This window comes from Streptomyces monomycini (assembly GCF_022271435.1).
GTDB lineage: Bacteria > Actinomycetota > Actinomycetes > Streptomycetales > Streptomycetaceae > Streptomyces > Streptomyces monomycini.
The window spans coordinates 1-16,626 of the sequence record NZ_JAFIQY010000062.1; the positions used below are offsets into that span (position 1 = coordinate 1).

Consider the following 16,626-nt stretch of genomic DNA (forward strand, 5'->3'; position numbering starts at 1 on the left):
GACCGCCGACACCACCACCGTTGCCGCCCCCACCACCACCGGCTGGCAGGCCCCGGCCCCCACCATCCAGCACACCACCGGCTGGCAGGCCCCCGCCCCCACCACCGGCTGGCAGTAAACGAGCCGGGCGGCCCTCCTCCGCCCTCCCCTTACCACAGCACGATCCCTCGACGGGCTGGCCACTGCCCTGCCCGTCGACCGCCCGTCGCCGAAGTTCAGGCCACGGTCTCATGGCCCGCCGGAGCCCCGGGCCACCCAGCATCTTGAGCACCTCCTCTTTCTCCCTCTGCGTCTCACGCCGTCGCTTTCGCGCCGTATACAGCACATAGCACGCATCTGTGCATCACGAATCCACAGGTTTCCGAATTCACATAAGTGGGGGTTTTCCATGTTCGACTTTGACGCCGCAGCTGTACTCAACGAGTACGAGAAGAACGGTTTCGCGATACTCCGCAATGTCCTCGACCCAGAACTCGTCGCCGAGGCGCGCGAGCACGTTGAGTGGCTCGGCCGCCGGTACCCGCACCTGCGGCCCGAGGAGTACCACCACCCGCTGATGCGCAACGACGCGTTCTGGGTTCGCCTGGTCACCGACAAGCGTCTCGTGGACATCGCCGAGCTGCTCCTCGGCCCCGACCTGGCCTGTTTCACCTCACACTACGTGTGCAAGCCGCCGCGTGACGGCCGGCCGGTGCTGTGGCACCAGGACGGCGCCTACTGGAAGTTGCAGCCGATGGAGGCGCTGACCGTGTGGGCTGCGATCGACGAGTCCACCACGGAGAACGGCTGTCTGCGGATCATTCCCGGCAGCCACGAACTGGCCATCCACTCCCCCGAGGTGCGCACCGACGTCGCCAACATGCTCTATTCGCAGACCCGCGAGGAGATCGTCCGTGACTGGACGGAAACGGCTGGCGTCGTCGACATCGAGCTCCAGCCCGGAGACGTCTCGATCCACCACCCGAACATCCTGCACTGCTCCGAGGCCAACACCTCCGAGAAGCGGCGCTGCGGCCTGGACATCGGCTACATCTCCACGTCCACGCTCGTCGCGAATGAGGGCCTCTACCTCGACCCGGTCCTGGTTCGCGGCGAGCCGGGCTCGGCGGCCAACCAGTACCGCAAGTGGCCGACGTATACGCCGGGGGAGTCGATCGCGTTCCGCGGCCACGAGGAGTGGAACGCGCAGGTCGCCGAGATCAACGCGCGCGGCGGCTTTACCGAACCGAGCTCCCGGGACACTCCGTTGGAGACGACCCGGCGCATGGTGCAGCGCTTGGAAGAGGGCACCGTCAGTCGCTGAGCCGACGTGCCCGAGGCCATCCCTTCCCAGCCCTCACCACCTGAGCGAAAGGTCGGAGGTCCTCGGACCAATGCATGATCCGAAAATGCAACTCCTGCTGGCGGTGACCGCCGCCCTCTGTGTCATCGTGCTGGCCGCCCGGATATTCGGGTGGCTCGCCACCAAGATCGGCCAACCCGCCGTGGTGGGTGAGATGGTCTCGGGCATCGTCCTGGGGCCCACGGTATTGGGCTCCCTGGCGCCAGAATTCAGCGGCCACGTCTTCTCGGCCACGGTCAAGCCGACGTTGTACGTGATTGCCATGGTCGGACTCTGCCTGTACATGTTCCTGGTCGGCCTAGAGCACGAATACCACCCAAGCAGTCGCAAGGACGCGGTGCTGCCCGTGGTCCTGTCCACCGCCGGCGTGGTGGCCCCCCTGATCGTCGGTGCAGGCGCGGCCGGGTACATCGCGGACCAATATCGCCCTTCCGGCGTCAGCCTGCCGCTGTTCATGCTCTTCGTCGGTGGAGCGCTCTCCCTCACCGCCTTCCCCATGCTCGCCCGGGTGCTCCAGGAGCGGGGCATGATGCACACGAAGTTCGGCGGTGTCGCGGTCCGGGCGGCCGCAATCGACGATGCCGCGGCGTGGTGCATCCTCGCGGTGGTAAGCGCTCTTTCCCTCCACGGCAGTTGGCTGGAGGCATGGCGGACCATCGTCCCAGCCCTCCTGTTCATGGGGGCCTCCTTCGTACTTCTGCCGAAACTGTTCCGCGCCTCCATGGAAAGGGCGGTACGCGAAGGGCAGATCAGTGACGGCCTCTTCGTCGCGCTCCTCTCGACGGTCCTCGCAGCCGGCTGGTTCACGGATCACATCGGCATCTACTCGGTCTTCGGCGGCTTCATTTGCGGCGTGACTCTTCCTCGCGTGCCCGGCTTCGCCCAGTTGCTCAACGTCCGCCTGCTCCAGGTCGTACGCTGCCTCTTCCTACCGGTGTTCTTCGCCTTCTCCGGCCTCAACACCGACCTGTCGGGCGCCCTCGACACCAGCTATGTCTGGGCACTGCTCGTGCTGTTCCTGGTGGGCTTCGCCTCCAAGTTCTTCTCCTCCTTGTCCGTCCTGCGCTTCTTCCGTTGGAGCTGGGGAGAGTGCGTGGCGATGGGCGGGCTGATGAACGCGCGGGGTCTGATGATCCTGATTTTCATCAACATCGGCCTCTCCCTCGGCCTGATCGAGAAGGAACTGTTCTCGATCCTGGTCCTGATCGCCGTCCTGACGACCGCACTGGCCATGCCCCTCTACCGGCGTCACTTCAAGCCGGAGCAGGAGGAGGCTGCCCGCTGCGCATGGGCAGCCCATGCCACCTCCCATGCATCGCAACGGACGTCAGCGACGGGGGAGCCAGCTACTCCGTCGGTCGCCCCCACCTGTACGGAGCCCATGGCGGGCGCCGGAAGCACTTTCTGAATACCGGCCGACCCTGGGTGCTGCCGGGGCATCCCAAGACATCTCGGGGTGCCCCGGCCGGCACAGGCCCCGATCCGTCTCCCGAGGAAGGAAGTCCGCCAGTGAGCCGAGCAGCCACCGTTCCGCTCGTCCAAGTCAGCATCGACCGCATCGTCAGCGAGGGTCACGACGTCAAGACCTTCGTACTCGAACCCGCGACAGAGCCCGCGTCCAAACGCCTCAACTACCTTGCCGGGCAGTTCCTCACCCTTCGGCTGCCCGTTCCCGCCGACCGGCCCGTCATGCGCTCGTACTCCATCTCCACCTGTCCCGTCTCCGACCCCCGCCTCGCGGTTACCGTCAAGCGCAGTCCCGGCGGCCCCGGATCGAATTGGCTGTTCGAGCAGGCCGCGCCCGGGATGACCCTGGACGTCCTCCCGCCGGCTGGATACTTCACCCTCGACGGCGCCGACGGCGAGGTGCTGCTTTTCGCCGCTGGCGTCGGCATCACCCCGCTCTACTCTCTGTGCAAGTACGCCCTCGCCGCATCCGACCGGAAGGTCTACCTGCACTACTCGGGGCGGCACCGGGACGCCACCCCGTTCGCCACGGCCCTGGAGCACTTGGAGCGGTCCCACCCTGCGCGTATGCGCCTTGACCTGTGGATGACCGGCACACACGGTAGGCTCGACGGCACCACAGTGCGGAACATCCTCGCGACGGCGGACGCACCCACCGTGTACGTCTGCGGACCCGCCGGGTACCAGGCGATGGTGATCGACGCCCTAGTGGCCGCCGGGCACCCGCGGGGTTCCATCAGGACCGAGTCGTCGGGCCCCGCGCCCCGCAGGCCATGAGCGCCGGAAGCATCACCGCGGAGTCCCTGCGCGCGGCGGGACACCTGAAGTGGACGGCGTCGGGGCCTGGCCTCCTGGGAGCCTGCGCCGCCGAGATGGACTACGGCACCGCGCCACCGGTCACCGCAGCACTGGCCGAAGCCGTCGGCAAAAACCTCCTCGGTTACCTGCCGCCCGCTCTCGCGACCAGTCTGAGGGAAGCCTGCGCCGCCTGGCAGCGCGACGCCTACGGGTGGGACATCACGCCGGACGACGTGCGTGTGCTGCCCGATGTCATCCGTGCCTTCCACGTGGCGATCGAACACTTCTCCCGGCCAGGCTCCGCTGTCATCGTGCCCGTACCGACCTTCACTCCCTTCCTCACCATCCCGGGCCTGCTCGGACGCCGGGTCATTCAGGTCGAGCTGGTGAAGTCGGGGGGCCGATACGTCTACGACCTCGACGCCCTCGCCCGCGCCTTCGCCGAGGGCGGCCATCTGCTGGTGCTCTGCAATCCGCACAACCCGGTCGGCCGGGTGCTGGAGGGCGACGAACTCGGCGCCATCAGTGAGGTCGTCGACCGATACAGCGGGCGGGTGTTCTCGGACGAGGTACACGCCCCGCTGGTGTACCGCGGGCATCGCCACGTGCCGTACGCCGCCACGTCGTCCACCGCGGCCCACCACACTGTCACGGCCGTTTCCGCCTCGAAGGCGTGGAACCTCGCCGGCCTCAAGTGCGCCCAGATGGTGCTCAGCAACGACGACGACCGCGCGCGCTGGGAGAACCTCGGCCGCCTGGCCACCGACGGCACGTCGACACTGGGCGTGGTGGCCGGCACGGCCGCCTACCGCGGCGGGGGGACGTGGCTGGACGGCGTACGGGACCGTCTCGACCGCAATCGGCGGCTCCTGGGCGACCTGGTGCACGCGTACCTGCCCGGTGTTCGCTACCTGCCGCCCGAGGGCACTTATCTGGCCTGGCTGGATTGCCGGGAACTGGCTCTGCCCAGCCCCGACCTGGCGGAGTTCTTCATCGCCGAGGCGGGAGTGACGACCGTCGACGGCGGCAGTTGCGGCCTGCCCGGCCGGGGCTTCGCACGCCTCAACTTTGCCACCACCGAGCCGATCCTTACCCGGATCGTCCGACAGATGGGTGCCGCCGTAGCGGTCCGGAACCGGGCGGCGCCCACCCCTGAGCCTAGAGATTTCGCACTACACACCATGTGGGGAGAACCGTGAGCGAGCGCAACCGCGCGGCAGTGGGCTTTCAGGCCGGACTCGAAGATGACGCGCAATGGCTGAATGACCTGCGCCGGCGGCGCAACCCCGGCCCGCGTTCCGTGCACCACCGGGCCGTTGATCCGTCACTCGACTCGGCGACCGTGGCCGTGCACGGCGGCACGTACGAGGACCCGGTGACCGGCGCGGTCGGCACCCCCGTCTTCCAGACCAGCACCTTCCTGCTCGACGACCTGAGTTACTCGGCGTTCGAGCGGGGAGCCACCCGCGACGTACCGATCTACACGCGGTACGGGAACCCGTCGCAGTGGTCAGTGCAGGAGAAGATCGCCGCCCTGGAGGGCGCGGAGAGTGCCGTGGTTACCTCCTCCGGCATGAGCGCCATTGCCAGCACGATCTACGCGCTCACCAACAGCGGCAGCCACATCATCACGGCGTACGACGTCTACGGTGGTATGTACAACCTGATGCGCGAGGACATGCCGTCTGCAGGCCGGGAGGTGACCTTCGTCGACGCGACCGACCTCGCGGCCATCGAAGCGGCGATCCGTCCCGAGACGCAGCTCCTCTTCTTCGAAAGCCTGACCAATCCGCTACTCAAGGCACCGCAGCTGAGGGCAATCGCCAAGATCGCGAAGCGGCACAACGCGCTGCTGGTCGTCGACAACACCTTCCTGTCGCCGGTGAACCTGCGCCCGCTGGACCTCGGTGCCGACATCGTGGTGCACAGCGCCACCAAATACCTCAACGGCCACAGCGATGTGACGGCCGGTGTGGTCACCGGAAGCAGGAAGTTCGTCGACCGGATCTGGGCGCAGGCGCTGCGCTTCGGCGGCACTATGGAGCCGCTCGCGTGCTACCTCCTGGAGCGCGGACTCAAGACGCTGGCCCTGCGCATGCGCACTCACAACGAGAACGCGGACGCGCTGGCCCGGTTCCTGGACGGGCACGCGAAGGTGGTGGCCGTCCACCACCCCTCGCTGGACCACTACCCATACTGCCATCTGCGGGACGACGTCCGGGGCGGTTTCGGCGGCATGGTCAGCTTCGAAGTGGCCGGCGGGGACGCCGCAGCCCTGAAGTTCTGCGACGCCCTGGAGATCCCGTACGTTGCGACCAGCCTCGGCGGCGTGGAATCCCTGGTCAGCCTGCCGTTCAACACGTCCCACTGCTCGCTCACCATCGCGCAGCGCACGTCGATCGGGATCCGGCCCGGCCTGGTCCGCTTCTCGGCGGGCGTGGAAAGCGCTGACGACCTCATCGCGGACATCGACCGGGCCCTCGAAGCGATCTAGGAAGAGACATGCGCAACGGTTTCAACATCTCCAGCTCCAGCGAGTTCGTCGACGAGATCCGCAGAGACGCCCAGGAAGCGCAGTTCCACTACCACGCGGGCGCGCGCTTCAAGCCCGGTCGCGGCCTGCGCGGCTGGACGGACCCGGCGATCCTCGGGCGGATCAAGTCCGCCCGCCGCTTCGAGCTCGATCTCGCGGATGGCTGGCAGGACGGCACCGGGTCGACCGAGGCCGACGAGTACACCCCGCTCGACTTGGCTCTCGCCGCAGTAGGCGTCTGCTCGCTCAAGACTGCGATAGTGGGCGGCAGTTCGCGGGGCATCAACTTCGACACCATCGACATGGACGTCTCCGCGTCCTTCCTCGAGCGGGAGAAGGGCTTCCTGCCCACGGCCCGGGTCCGCCAGGTCACTTACGACATCCGAACCGAGTCGGACGCCGATCCCGGTCTGATCGGCGAGGTCACCCAGCAGGTCCTGGACCGCAGCCCCAACCACCGTACGGTGAAGGATCCGACGGAGCTGCACTTCCGTAGCGGCACGAGATCGCTGCCCTGGCAGGCCGCGGAGGAGCAGAACGGGGCGGCACCGGACGGAGCCGCTGCGGAGGCTACGCTCAGCCGCGAGGTGAAGTGGATCAGCGGCACCCAGTTCGAGTCCACCGGTGCTCAGGGCTGTCGGGCGCCCCTGCGGGTCGACGAGGCCAAGCAGTTCGCGGGCGTGGACTGGGCGCCCAACCCGCAAGAATACATCGTGATCGCCCTCGCCTCCGAGCTCGCCTCGCTCTCAGCGCGCCGGCAGCAGGTGGTGACCGGAAGTGCGGGCGTCTGGACCGTGCGGGCGCACGGGCTCCTCGACCTCCGGGGGCTGATGCTGGTCGGCTCGGCGTCCTCGGTGGGCTTCCGGAACATCACCTGCACCGTGGAAGGCCCGTCCGAGCTCTCCTCGGCCGAGATTGAGGAGTACTTCCGCGCCGCAGTGGCGGAATCGGCCCTCGTCGAGCTCTTCAGGCTGCCACACCAGGTCGAGGTGCGGCTCACGCACAACGGGGCGGCCGGGCTGCTGCGGCAGTGACGGCGTCCCGGGCGCGGGGCGGCTGGCCCGGGCTCGACCGGACCAGCCGCTCCGGGCCCGGGCGCTCCAGACATGAACTGAAAGAAATAGCAAACGTTGGAGGGTTGTCCGGTGAGCAAGGTGCTCTGCCAAGTGATCGGGTGCGGTCCCGCCGCGATGGGACTGCCTGTCGCGGCGGACCGCGTCGGCGAGTTGTCGCGCTTCCTGAACGAGGGCGTGCGGTTCCTCGACCGCGCCCCCGACGCGGCGGCACTCAACCGGCTGCGGTTCCCCTTCCTCATTGACGCCAACTCTGTCGGCGGTGACTTCATCGCCGGGGTGCGTCGCGACGGGGTCTTCGCCCGGGCCGTGGACGCTCGGGCCGGGAGCCTGCTCCAGGAGCACCATGATCGTCCCGTTCCGCTGTCCCTGGTCGGGGAGTTCATGAACGACCTCTCGCGGACCGTGGAGGAAGCCCTACCCGGCGGTTTCCTGTACGCGGCGGACACCCGGGCGATCCACCGTGGAGCCGATGGCTCCTGGACGTCCACGGACCGGGCCGGAGCCCCACTCGTCACCTCGGAGTCGGTCGTGCTCGCGACCGGAAGCTATGAGGACACCGGGCGGATCGCCGCCCGGTACGGCATCGTACCGAGTCGGCTGATCGGCTCAGCGGAGCTGTTGGCTGGGCGGCTCGACGAGGCGGAACGGGTACTGCGCGGCGGCGGCCGCATCACCATCATCGGGGGCTCCCACAGCGGCTTCGCCACGGCGGAGCTGTTGCTAGCCCGCTTCGGCGACACCATCGCGCACGGCGGCCTTACCCTGATCCACCGCGGCCTGTCACTGGCGTACACGGACCTGACCGAGACGGAAGAGCTGCCCCCGGGCGCCGCCTGTCGGCTCGAGGCGTGTCCAGAGTCCGGCATGGTCAACCGCTTCCACGGGCTCCGGGCGGGACCACGCGGCCTCTGCCTACGCACTCTTCGGGGGCACGAGCACCGACTCATCCTGTGCGAGACCGGGTCGGTCGCCGCGCGAGCGGCCCTGGCCTACGCCGACCTGGTCGTCCACAGCGCCGGCTACCGCACCCGACAGGTTCCCCTTTACGACCAGTGGGGCGAGCGGATACCCATGAGCGAAGGCACCACGGCGGTGGACGACCGATGTCGCGTCCTGGACAGTGACCTAAGGGTCGTGCCAGGCGTGTTCGGCCTCGGGCTCGGCTACGCCCGCACGGACGTCTGGGGCAGGCGCCGGGTCGGTGTCAACACTTTCCACGGCGAGGATGCCGAGCAGGTCCTGTCCGAGGTGCTGGCCCCGGCTACGGTGTGACCCCACCGGCCCTTCGGGCCGCTCGACCAATGGCCGAGCGGCCTGAACACGCACGACCCCGCCGCCGTATCTCCGTCCGATGACCATCGGAGAGCGGCGGCGGGGTCGCGCGTGTTCAGGTACAGCAGGCTAACGGACCGAGCCGTCCTTCCAGGGCACCTGGAGTCCGAGCAGGAGGTTGAGGTGGCCGTCGTAACCGAACATGCTGCCCGGCTTCCCGGCCGAACCGGTGAACAGAACCGGGCCGTTCTCCTGGTAGAGCTTGACGTACTCCTCTAGACCGCCGAGCGGAGTGTTCCGGACGGCCATCTGCCAGAAGGGCGTGTTCAGGCGGGTGTTGAAGCGGTAGTGCAGGGCGAGGAAGTCACGGATGTCCTCCCACTGCAGCTGGACCGACTCGTTATAGTCCTGCGCGAGGTCGGAGTTGCCGAGCCCACCGGCGTTGATGGCCTCAGCAAGCTGCCGCGAATGTGCGCAGATAACCTGGATGTTCGTCGCCTCCAAGGGTTCGACGAAGCCACAGGCGTTGCCGATGGCGACCACGTTCTTCACCCAGGGATGGCGGACGTGCCGGGCCTCGAAGGGCACGACCCGCAAGCTGTCACGGTCGATCTTCGGGTTCTTGCGAGCCAGTTCGTCGGCGGCCTCGTCAACGCTGATGTACGCGCTGCTGTGCACATAGCCGCGGTTGATGGTGTGCTCGTGGTCGATGCGCCAGCACCAGCCGGCGTCCATCGTGTCCATGCTCGTGTACGGACGGATCTCCTCATCCCCACGGGCCCAGCCGCCGACGACCGCCCGGTCGCAGAACAGGTGATCGCGCATGCTGACGAACGGCTCGCCGAGGCCCTTGTTGATCAGCTCGGCCCGGAACCCTGACGCGTCGACGAAGAAGTCCGCGGTGTGCCGGTCACCGGACTCCAGGACCAGGCTCTCGACACCGATCTCGCCCACCTCCACGGACGCCACCTTTGCGTCGACGAGCTTCCCGCCGAGCCGAGCGAAGTGCTGCTCGAGGTAGGCGACGAACGGCTGGTTCTCGATGTGATAGCCGAACCGCTTCGCCGGGGGCGTGCGGGTGGCGCCGGCCGGAAGTGAGGCGCTTTCGTACTCGTCCAGGTGATAGTAGCCCCAGGGCTTGTCCTTGCTGGGCAGGATTTGGTTGTCGAACTGCTCGTTGAAGGGGTAGTCGAAGTACGGACGCGGCCCCCACTTGAGCCGCACGCCGAGCTTCCAGATCGGATTGACCTTCGCGTAGAAGTCGTCCAGGGGAATCCCCATGACGTCGTGCAAGTAGTCTGGCGTTCCCGCGAACGTCCCCTCGCCGACCATGATGTGGCCCAGTTCGGTGGAGCGGATGACCGTGACGTTAGTGTCCGGGCACAGGCGAAGGAGGGTGGTGGCGGCTATCAGTCCCGCCGTTCCACCGCCGACAACAGTGATTTCGCGCTTCACGCTCATGCCTTTCCTATGGTGCGTTGTCCCGTGACCAGCAGGCTCCCCCACCCTCTGAACCGCTGTCACCGTTCTGAGCTGGCCTGATCCGGAAGTTTCCTAAGGAGTCCAGCGTCACCGAACCCAGTCAGACTGCGGTACGTGATCTTCCGTCCGGTTTGTGATCACTCGGCGGGGGTACGGTGGGGCATCGTCGCCGGTCGGACGATCGGGATGCGTTCGTGTGACGGGGCGAGTGATCGCAAGTCGCACTCGAGTGATGTCTCCGATGAGCCGTCCGGCAGGCGGGCGAAGTCCTTCTCGCGAAAGCCCTTCGGCTCACCCTTGCGACCGTGGTGCACCTGGATTCGGAAGATAAGGCGGGTGCGGCGGCCGGACCGACGGCAGACCGGACCCGCGAGGGAGATACGGCCGGGGCTGGCGGCGCGGACGGTCACGCGGCGGGTACAGGTTGCAGACGGAGTTGGCTGCCCGATCACACCGTAGTCTGTGCCGGTTGTTTAGCATCTGCAATTAGCTCAGTTTTGCATGTGCACGTGCATCCAAGTGGATGCTGCCGTTCCGCTCGCGCATACGTTAGTCAATACGAGTGAACGGGGTTGAGCTGCGGAGTCGCCGCCTATGCTGCGCGCCGGGGCGTTTTCGGGCGGAGCAGGATCGTGTTGGATCGACCCGTGACGCCTTTATTTGATAGGGAACGGCGGGCACCCGCGACTGGGCCCGGCCCTGCGTCCGTGGATCGCCGCGTGTGCGCGACCCCGCTGCAGCGTCCTTCGACGAGTAGCAGGTCGGCCTGGCGCAACCCCGCCGGCCCCTGGAGAGTGACGTCCTCACCGACCTGGAAGCCTTGTCCGCCACCAACGGTCAGCACGACTCGGACGAGAAATGCACCCAGGCGGCGCCCGACCTCGCCGACGAGTCGGACATCGACTGGGAGCGCGTTCTCGTCGAAGAGCTGGACGGCCTCCGAGAGGAGGAGCGGATCGAGCGAGAGGCGGAGCAGGAACTCCGCACCGTGCTGGATTCGCTCGGTCCGCAGAACCTCGACAAGCGGCTGACCGAGGTCGACGACCAGCAGCCTGCATGGGATACCGACCGCCAGCGCGAGGCAGCCCACCGGCAGGTCGGCGCCCGTCAGGCGGCAGCCGCAAGCCGAATTTGCTGATCAGCCGAGGGCCGGTCAACAAGTCCCGGTCGAGCGCGACGTTCGCGGACGGCGACCGCTACCACGACAACTGTCACTGCTACGCCATGCCGATCTTCAACTGGCAGCAGTACCAGTGCTCGGAACTGACCGCCCTGTCCTGCCAATACGAGGCCCTATGGCCAAAGGCCACCTAGGGGCACAGCGGGAAATCGGCGCTCACCGCCTGGCGGCGGTTCATCCGTTAGAAGCAGAGAGCCGCAGCCCAGGAGGCGCGGTAGTCCACGAACACGACCCAGGAGGCGTGACCCCTGTACGAACAGACTCCGGCGCGGAGCACCGAGCAGGCCGGTGAAGCCGAGCAGCTTCAGGACGAATCTCAGTCCACGGGGCCGCAGACCGGCACTTCCGAGAAGCACCTCCCTGACTGGGCCCGTAAGGAGCTGGCCAAGGTCCGGGGTGAAGCCGCGTCGTACCGCACTCGCCGCCGCAACGCTGAGACAAAGCTGTCTGAGGCGAAGTCGCCCGAGGAGTTCGAGACCGCACTTGCCGAGGTGAAGGCGAAGAACGCGGAGCTGGAGACCGACGAGGAGGCTCTTCAGGGGCTCCTCGCCCCTGCCACTCCGCCCGCTCTGGGCGGCGGTCTCGAACCGTCCGACGAGGGCGACGGAGAGATGCACCCGCGCAAGCTCCAGCGGCGCACCCGGCGCTTCTAATTTCCGCTTCTCAGAAGACCGCACTTCTCAAAGGCCCAGCCCGCCAGGGGAACCATCACCACGAATGCGCCACAGCCGTAACGGGCGCTATTCCAGAGCCCCTTGTCGGCAGCCTGGGCAACGTTCATGACGATCAAGCCGATCACGGCTGCAATAAGCAACGTCATGATCACGTACTGCGCAGCGAGATTCCGGCTGTCAGACATGTTCGCTCGCTCCTTCTGAAGCTGTGCCGTTCGTAGTCCTCTGGCTGCTTCGGAGCGTCCGGGTCCAGTTCGCTCGCACTGAACCCATCCACGCCAAAGCTGCCACTTTGAGTGGCGTCTTTGGCGGGTTGGAAGAACCGTACCCCCACCCCGTCACCCAATCAACTCGCTACGGCGCGCAGGGCGTTGTGCTACTCAGGCCAGTTCTGGAGGTCACCCATTTCCACCAATCAGCACCAGATCGTGAAGGAGTCCACTCACAATGTTGGGAGTCTGTGTGCGAGGGTCATGCAGTGGGCGAGTTGGAGGAAGGCGTCGTGCATGTCGTCGCGTGCTTCCCAGCGGATCCGCAGGCGTCGGGGACCGCGGAGGTGGGCAATGGCGGATTCCGCGACCCATCGGATGCGGCCCAGGCCCGAGCCATGCGGCTGCCCGCGCCGGGCGACCTTCGGTGTGTTGCCGCGCTCCCGCAGCCGACGGCGGAAGAGGTCGTGGTCGTAGCCGCGATCGGCGTGTAACGCGCGGGGTTTACGCCGGGGCCGGCCCCGCTTGCCGCGCACCAGCGGCACCTCGTCGACCAGGGGCAGAAGCTGGGTGATGTCGTTGCGGTGGCCGCCGGTCAGGGACACCCGCAACGGGGTGCTCCGGGCATCGGTCACCACGTGATGCTTGCAGCCCGGTCGTGTGCGGTCAACCGGGCTCGGGCCGACTTTTGGGCAGCTTCGCCCCGCTTGACCTGCACATGCGAGGCATCGGTGGTGACGCGGGAGAAGCCCAGCCGATCCGCTGCCCGCAGGCGGTCCAGTAGCACCTGCTGGAGCTCCTCCCATATGCCGGCCTGCTGCCATTCGGCCAGGCGCCGCCAGCACGTCGGACCGGAGCCGACCCCAGCTCCTGCGGCAAGAACTCCCACTGGATGCCGGTATAGAGCACGAACAGGATGCCGTGCAGCGTCCTGCGGTCATCGATCCGCCTGCGGCCCGGATACCGAAAGTACCGCTCGTGCCGGGGCAGCGGCGGTTCGATCACCGCCCACAGCTCATCGCTAACCTCCCACGACTTCCGCCGTGCCATCCTCACCCTGAGGAACGAGAACATCTGTCCTTCTACCGTGCCACACGAAGATCATTCTGCAAGGTTCCTCAGTGCACTTCCACACGCACCACGCTGGAACAGTCCCCCGCGCGACCGGGACTCGCCGGAGTGGGCCGCAGCCATCGTGGGGCTTGTCGACTCCGGCCTTCTGGTGGGCACTGATAGTGACACAGCCGTCCGCGCCGACGAGGCTATAGCTCATCGACTCCGTCGAGACGACTACCTACTGACACACCTCATTGCAGGACCGCTAACGTCTCGTAGCAGAGTCCACTGCCATCTCCATGGCTGACGACGGTGTCAAGCGAGGCGGCTTCGAAGGCGTACGGCGGCCGTGACGCTCGTTTGACGCTCCGGACCTTCGACAACCTGCCTCATGGGCCAAGAAATGGTTTCTGACCTGCACTTCTCCTGGCCGTTGGCCGAGGCGACACGATTCCGGTTACGCATCATGTGGAGTGCGTGATGATTTTGGAGAAGGCTGGTAAGGGCGCCTGACCTGCGGTTTTGCGCGTGCGCACGAGGCGTGCGGTGTGGGCGTTACGGGTGATGTCTTGACGCTGAAATGGCGCACGTGACGCTCCTTCTGGTGGGGCGTCAGGCTTCTTTTCGGGCAGGTCAAGCCACGTCAAGATGACGAGCGGCAATGGGGCGCCGAGGGAAGGCGACGTTGAGCGCAGATGCGCTGAATCCTGCTGGCCAGATGTCCCGGAGAAGACCGGTGAACGTGGTGATCTGCCTTGATGAGTGGCTGATGCAGGCTGACCTGCGCGAAGGACTCTCCAGCTGTTTCACGGTCGTGCCGGTTGAGGGGCCTGGAGGGGCCGTCCTGGTCGGCCAGTGCCTCGGCGAGCAGCTCCCGCAGTGGGGAAACACTGGGCACCGAACGTCACGTGGCTTTCCCCGCTTGGGCTTGCACCGCCTTGTCTTCCGCAACGGAACTCTCAGCAGGGCCCTTCGAGCGCGCCGCACACCGGGCGCACGGACACATGCGTTCACCGCCCCACGCAGTGTGCACGCCGTGCCGCGCAGGACGCCCCGTACACCGGGATTGACCGGCGTACACCGGCAGCCACGGGAACCGTTACCTGCCCGCCGGGCGTGTGCCCGAAGTGAAAGAAGCGTCTGATAGGTGCGGCTGCGGCCGCAGCAGTTCTCGCTCCGGCACTGATCGTCGGAGACTCGGGGCAGGCTTCCGCTGCCACCAAGACCGTCCAGTGGAAGAACAAGGCCACCGGCCAGTGCTTGTCGTCCCTCCATGACACGGTCAGCACCGGCAAGTGCGACCTGCGGATCACCAACTGGCGCGCGACGAAGCAGGCCGACGGGACGTTCACCCTGAAGAACTCGACCGACGGCTGGTGCCTGGACAGCAGGAAGAACGGCACCGTTTACACCCACTCGTGCAACGGCGGCAAGAACCAGAAGTGGCGCGAGATCAAGGACTCCATGGGCTGGCGTCTGGTCAACAAGGCCACCGGCAAGACCATCGGCGTCAACAGCCATGGGGTGTACGCCCGTTTCGACGGCAGCATCAAGCACCAGTGCTGGAGCTGATCCACCGCACACGCCGCGGCTGCTTCCGACCCGGACCAGCCCGGCCGCGGTGGCGGTTCGGGAGGTGGGGCGGGAGTAGCACTGGGCTGAGACGTCACTGAGCGCGTTCGCATCTTCTGTGCCGGGGATGCTCCAGCGCCGCGGCGCCGTCGACGTTCCCGTTGACCACGGTTTCTGACCCGGGTGTGCTGCCGGTGCCCGGGCTCGGGCATGTTCTCGGGCACCGGCAGCAGGGACACTCTGCTTGCACCACCAGGGTCTGCCGTCCTTCCTGGACTGCTCCAGTCCGGCGATCGTGCGAGACACCGCCACCGCAGGGGCCGGCAGCCCGGGGGCACCGCCCCCTACCGGCCGCTGAGGACCGCGCGGGCGTTTGCCAGCCAGCGTGCGAATCCCGTCTTCAACGCCTCCAGAGCTGCGGTGTGCCGGGCGAGTGCGGCTCGTTGCATACGGGCTTCCGCGGCGGCCCAGGTGGAGACGAGGCGGGTCTCCTGCTTGCAGCGCACATCCGCGTCGGCCACCTCGACCTCACGGGCCGTGACACGTGGGGACTTGTTCCATCCGGGGGCGTCGGAGGCCTGCGCGGGGGTGGCATAGTGCAAGCCCGCGCGCCCCATGCAGGCGCTCCACGCCCGGACGGCCCGGACGACGCCGGCGTCGCGTTGTGACCTGTCGAAGAGGCGCAGGTTGAGGTCGTTGAACAGGGATTCGGCGGATTCCGGTATGTGTTGTTCCAGGTGGGCGTGCGCCTTCTTCCAACAGCCGCCCACACCGTCGGTGCCGTAAGCGGCTCGCCGCTCCCGGGGGCCGAGCGCCGCGTCCCGCGCCTTCTCGTCGGCCTTGTGCCGCGCCACTGCGGGAGGGTCGGGCGGTGGATGGTAACCGTAGCGGTGGGCGACCTCGGGTTCGATGACCCCGTAGCGGCGGCGGTTCGGCGGATCCGCGTCCTCGCCGGGGGTGCCGGGCAGCGTTTTCCATGTAATGCCCCGGGCGCGCATACAGTCGCCCATGAGGATGTCCTCGGCGGAGGAGATGGTGAGCAGGTCGGCGTCGGACTGGGCGTAGGAGTCGAAGGGCAGGGTCAGATTCCTGGCTTCCGCGCCGACGGTGGGGCCCACCGGCGGACGAGGTTCGGGAGGCTTCGCCTGTGCTCCCGCGCAGCCGGTGGCCGCGAGAAGGAACAGCAGGGTGACGGCCCTCGGGCGGACAGAGACGATCACGACGGCCTCTTCTCGTGGGACAGCGGTACGGGTGGTGCCGACGGCTCTGTCGGCACCACCCTGCGCTCCTTGCCTACTCGCCTACTTGACGCTGCTCGCGGCGTCGTTGCCCACATTGGTGGACCGCAGGTTGAAGAGCTGGTGGTTCGGGAGGATCTTCGTGCTCGGCCCGTGGTAACCGGCGTCCTTGTACAGCCTCCATGCCTTGGAGGAGCGGTTCTTCACGGAACTGACGCGGTCGTTGAGGCTCTTGCCGTTGCTGAAGTAGTTGTTCCTGAAGTTCGCGTCCTTGCTCGTGATCTTCTTCTTTCCGCCCTTGTAGTGGCTGTTCTGGTACAGCCACAGAGCCCCCCTGGCCCGATCACCGGAGTCGGACTGCGTCTGGCGGATCTGCGCCGCGCCCTCGGAACTGTGGGCAACCGCGGGAACGACCGCCCCAGCCGTGAGCGTGGCGATACCGATGCTCAGCGCCGCTATCCGGCCCATGCGCATGATGATCTCCTTCGATGTCGGTGTAGCTGCGGTGTGTTCGGCACTTGTGCGAGCCCGGGACAGTCCTGATCGGAGATGACGGTCCGGGCCGTGCCTTAGCGATCTCAGTGGCCGGTTGGTTGTCTCGCAGCCCCGGTTCGTGCAGGTAGACAAAACAACGAAGGCTCGGTGGGGCGGCTGGGGTTGGCTTGTGGGCGCCTTGTGGCGCTGTGGAAGTGCTGATGAGGTGGGCGGCGGTCATACACGGACGGGG

The 16,626-nt window shown here is 67.1% G+C and carries 15 protein-coding genes and 2 pseudogenes; 11 read left to right on the forward strand and 6 right to left on the reverse strand.

Annotated features, from left to right (window positions below):
• The first annotated feature begins 388 nt into the window (after nucleotides 1-388).
• The 7 genes from JXZ78_RS38020 (at nucleotide 389) to JXZ78_RS38050 (ending at nucleotide 8,488) form a co-directional block, all read left to right on the forward strand.
• Entirely contained in the window at nucleotides 389-1,303 is a 915-nt protein-coding gene (locus JXZ78_RS38020) for a phytanoyl-CoA dioxygenase family protein (protein ID WP_033039888.1), read from the forward strand.
• An 85-nt stretch (nucleotides 1,304-1,388) separates the two neighbouring features.
• Nucleotides 1,389-2,750 carry a cation:proton antiporter gene (locus JXZ78_RS38025; protein ID WP_050502997.1) on the forward strand — a complete coding sequence of 454 codons (1,362 nt, stop codon included), beginning with the start codon at nucleotides 1,389-1,391 and terminating at the stop codon, nucleotides 2,748-2,750.
• 101 nt (nucleotides 2,751-2,851) lie between these two features.
• Entirely contained in the window at nucleotides 2,852-3,586 is a 735-nt protein-coding gene (locus JXZ78_RS38030; RefSeq protein WP_050502998.1) for a ferredoxin--NADP reductase, read from the forward strand.
• Complete coding sequence (locus JXZ78_RS38035) at nucleotides 3,583-4,806, forward strand: MalY/PatB family protein (RefSeq protein ID WP_050502999.1); 1,224 nt, start codon at nucleotides 3,583-3,585, stop codon at nucleotides 4,804-4,806. Before JXZ78_RS38030 ends, JXZ78_RS38035 begins: the two co-directional genes overlap by 4 nt.
• Nucleotides 4,803-6,101 carry a trans-sulfuration enzyme family protein gene (locus tag JXZ78_RS38040; protein WP_030024349.1) on the forward strand — a complete coding sequence of 433 codons (1,299 nt, stop codon included), beginning with the start codon at nucleotides 4,803-4,805 and terminating at the stop codon, nucleotides 6,099-6,101. Before JXZ78_RS38035 ends, JXZ78_RS38040 begins: the two co-directional genes overlap by 4 nt.
• Nucleotides 6,102-6,109: 8 nt before the next feature.
• Entirely contained in the window at nucleotides 6,110-7,174 is a 1,065-nt protein-coding gene (locus JXZ78_RS38045) for an OsmC family protein (RefSeq protein ID WP_030024350.1), read from the forward strand.
• A 111-nt stretch (nucleotides 7,175-7,285) separates the two neighbouring features.
• The gene (locus JXZ78_RS38050; protein ID WP_078624653.1) at nucleotides 7,286-8,488 is read left to right on the forward strand and encodes a hypothetical protein; all 1,203 of its coding nucleotides are present in this window, start codon (nucleotides 7,286-7,288) and stop codon (nucleotides 8,486-8,488) included.
• Between the two features lie 129 nt (nucleotides 8,489-8,617).
• On the opposite strand, the gene JXZ78_RS38055 is transcribed toward JXZ78_RS38050, so the two are convergent.
• Nucleotides 8,618-9,949 carry a tryptophan 7-halogenase gene (locus JXZ78_RS38055; RefSeq protein WP_030024352.1) on the reverse strand — a complete coding sequence of 444 codons (1,332 nt, stop codon included), beginning with the start codon at nucleotides 9,947-9,949 and terminating at the stop codon, nucleotides 8,618-8,620.
• Nucleotides 9,950-10,217: 268 nt separating this feature from the next.
• Nucleotides 10,218-10,380, reverse strand: a pseudogene (locus JXZ78_RS41270) (IS630 family transposase); the annotation flags it as partial.
• Between the two features lie 410 nt (nucleotides 10,381-10,790).
• Here JXZ78_RS41270 and JXZ78_RS38060 point away from each other — a divergent pair.
• From JXZ78_RS38060 to JXZ78_RS38070, 3 genes are all read left to right on the forward strand, one after another.
• Nucleotides 10,791-11,108 (forward strand): hypothetical protein, encoded by a 318-nt coding sequence (locus JXZ78_RS38060; protein WP_050503000.1) that lies wholly within the window; start codon nucleotides 10,791-10,793, stop codon nucleotides 11,106-11,108.
• Nucleotides 11,102-11,284, forward strand: a complete 183-nt coding sequence (locus JXZ78_RS38065; RefSeq protein WP_050503001.1) for a VG15 protein — start codon at nucleotides 11,102-11,104, stop codon at nucleotides 11,282-11,284. Before JXZ78_RS38060 ends, JXZ78_RS38065 begins: the two co-directional genes overlap by 7 nt.
• Nucleotides 11,285-11,641: 357 nt before the next feature.
• On the forward strand, nucleotides 11,642-11,803 hold the full coding sequence (locus tag JXZ78_RS38070; RefSeq protein WP_238783663.1) for a hypothetical protein: 162 nt from the start codon (nucleotides 11,642-11,644) through the stop codon (nucleotides 11,801-11,803).
• Here the strand turns inward: JXZ78_RS38070 and JXZ78_RS38075 are convergent.
• Together JXZ78_RS38075 and JXZ78_RS38080 are read right to left on the reverse strand one after the other, a co-directional pair.
• Nucleotides 11,800-12,009 (reverse strand): hypothetical protein, encoded by a 210-nt coding sequence (locus JXZ78_RS38075; RefSeq protein ID WP_030024354.1) that lies wholly within the window; start codon nucleotides 12,007-12,009, stop codon nucleotides 11,800-11,802. The two genes, JXZ78_RS38070 and JXZ78_RS38075, sit on opposite strands and share 4 nt — an antisense overlap.
• A 257-nt stretch (nucleotides 12,010-12,266) precedes the next feature.
• A pseudogene (locus tag JXZ78_RS38080) lies at nucleotides 12,267-13,083 on the reverse strand (IS5 family transposase).
• Nucleotides 13,084-14,349: 1,266 nt separating this feature from the next.
• Between JXZ78_RS38080 and JXZ78_RS38085 the strand changes: the two are divergent.
• On the forward strand, nucleotides 14,350-14,661 hold the full coding sequence (locus JXZ78_RS38085; protein ID WP_030024356.1) for an RICIN domain-containing protein: 312 nt from the start codon (nucleotides 14,350-14,352) through the stop codon (nucleotides 14,659-14,661).
• A gap of 344 nt (nucleotides 14,662-15,005) precedes the next feature.
• Here JXZ78_RS38085 and JXZ78_RS38090 read toward each other — a convergent pair whose 3' ends face one another.
• Complete coding sequence (locus tag JXZ78_RS38090) at nucleotides 15,006-15,881, reverse strand: hypothetical protein (protein ID WP_157851741.1); 876 nt, start codon at nucleotides 15,879-15,881, stop codon at nucleotides 15,006-15,008.
• 81 nt (nucleotides 15,882-15,962) lie between these two features.
• Nucleotides 15,963-16,373, reverse strand: coding sequence for a peptidase inhibitor family I36 protein (locus JXZ78_RS38095; protein WP_030024358.1), 411 nt, complete (start codon nucleotides 16,371-16,373; stop codon nucleotides 15,963-15,965).
• Nucleotides 16,374-16,626: the final 253 nt, after the last annotated feature.

What these genes read in the sequence shown, in the direction of transcription:
- JXZ78_RS38055 (WP_030024352.1), bottom strand. Translation starts at nt 9,949, where the DNA reads ATGAGCGTGAAGCGCGAAATCACTGTTGTCGGCGGTGGAACGGCGGGA.
- JXZ78_RS38035 (WP_050502999.1), top strand. Translation starts at nt 3,583, where the DNA reads ATGAGCGCCGGAAGCATCACCGCGGAGTCCCTGCGCGCGGCGGGACAC.
- JXZ78_RS38045 (WP_030024350.1), top strand. Translation starts at nt 6,110, where the DNA reads ATGCGCAACGGTTTCAACATCTCCAGCTCCAGCGAGTTCGTCGACGAG.
- JXZ78_RS38095 (WP_030024358.1), bottom strand. Translation starts at nt 16,373, where the DNA reads ATGCGCATGGGCCGGATAGCGGCGCTGAGCATCGGTATCGCCACGCTC.
- JXZ78_RS38075 (WP_030024354.1), bottom strand. Translation starts at nt 12,009, where the DNA reads ATGTCTGACAGCCGGAATCTCGCTGCGCAGTACGTGATCATGACGTTG.
- JXZ78_RS38025 (WP_050502997.1), top strand. Translation starts at nt 1,389, where the DNA reads ATGCAACTCCTGCTGGCGGTGACCGCCGCCCTCTGTGTCATCGTGCTG.
- JXZ78_RS38020 (WP_033039888.1), top strand. Translation starts at nt 389, where the DNA reads ATGTTCGACTTTGACGCCGCAGCTGTACTCAACGAGTACGAGAAGAAC.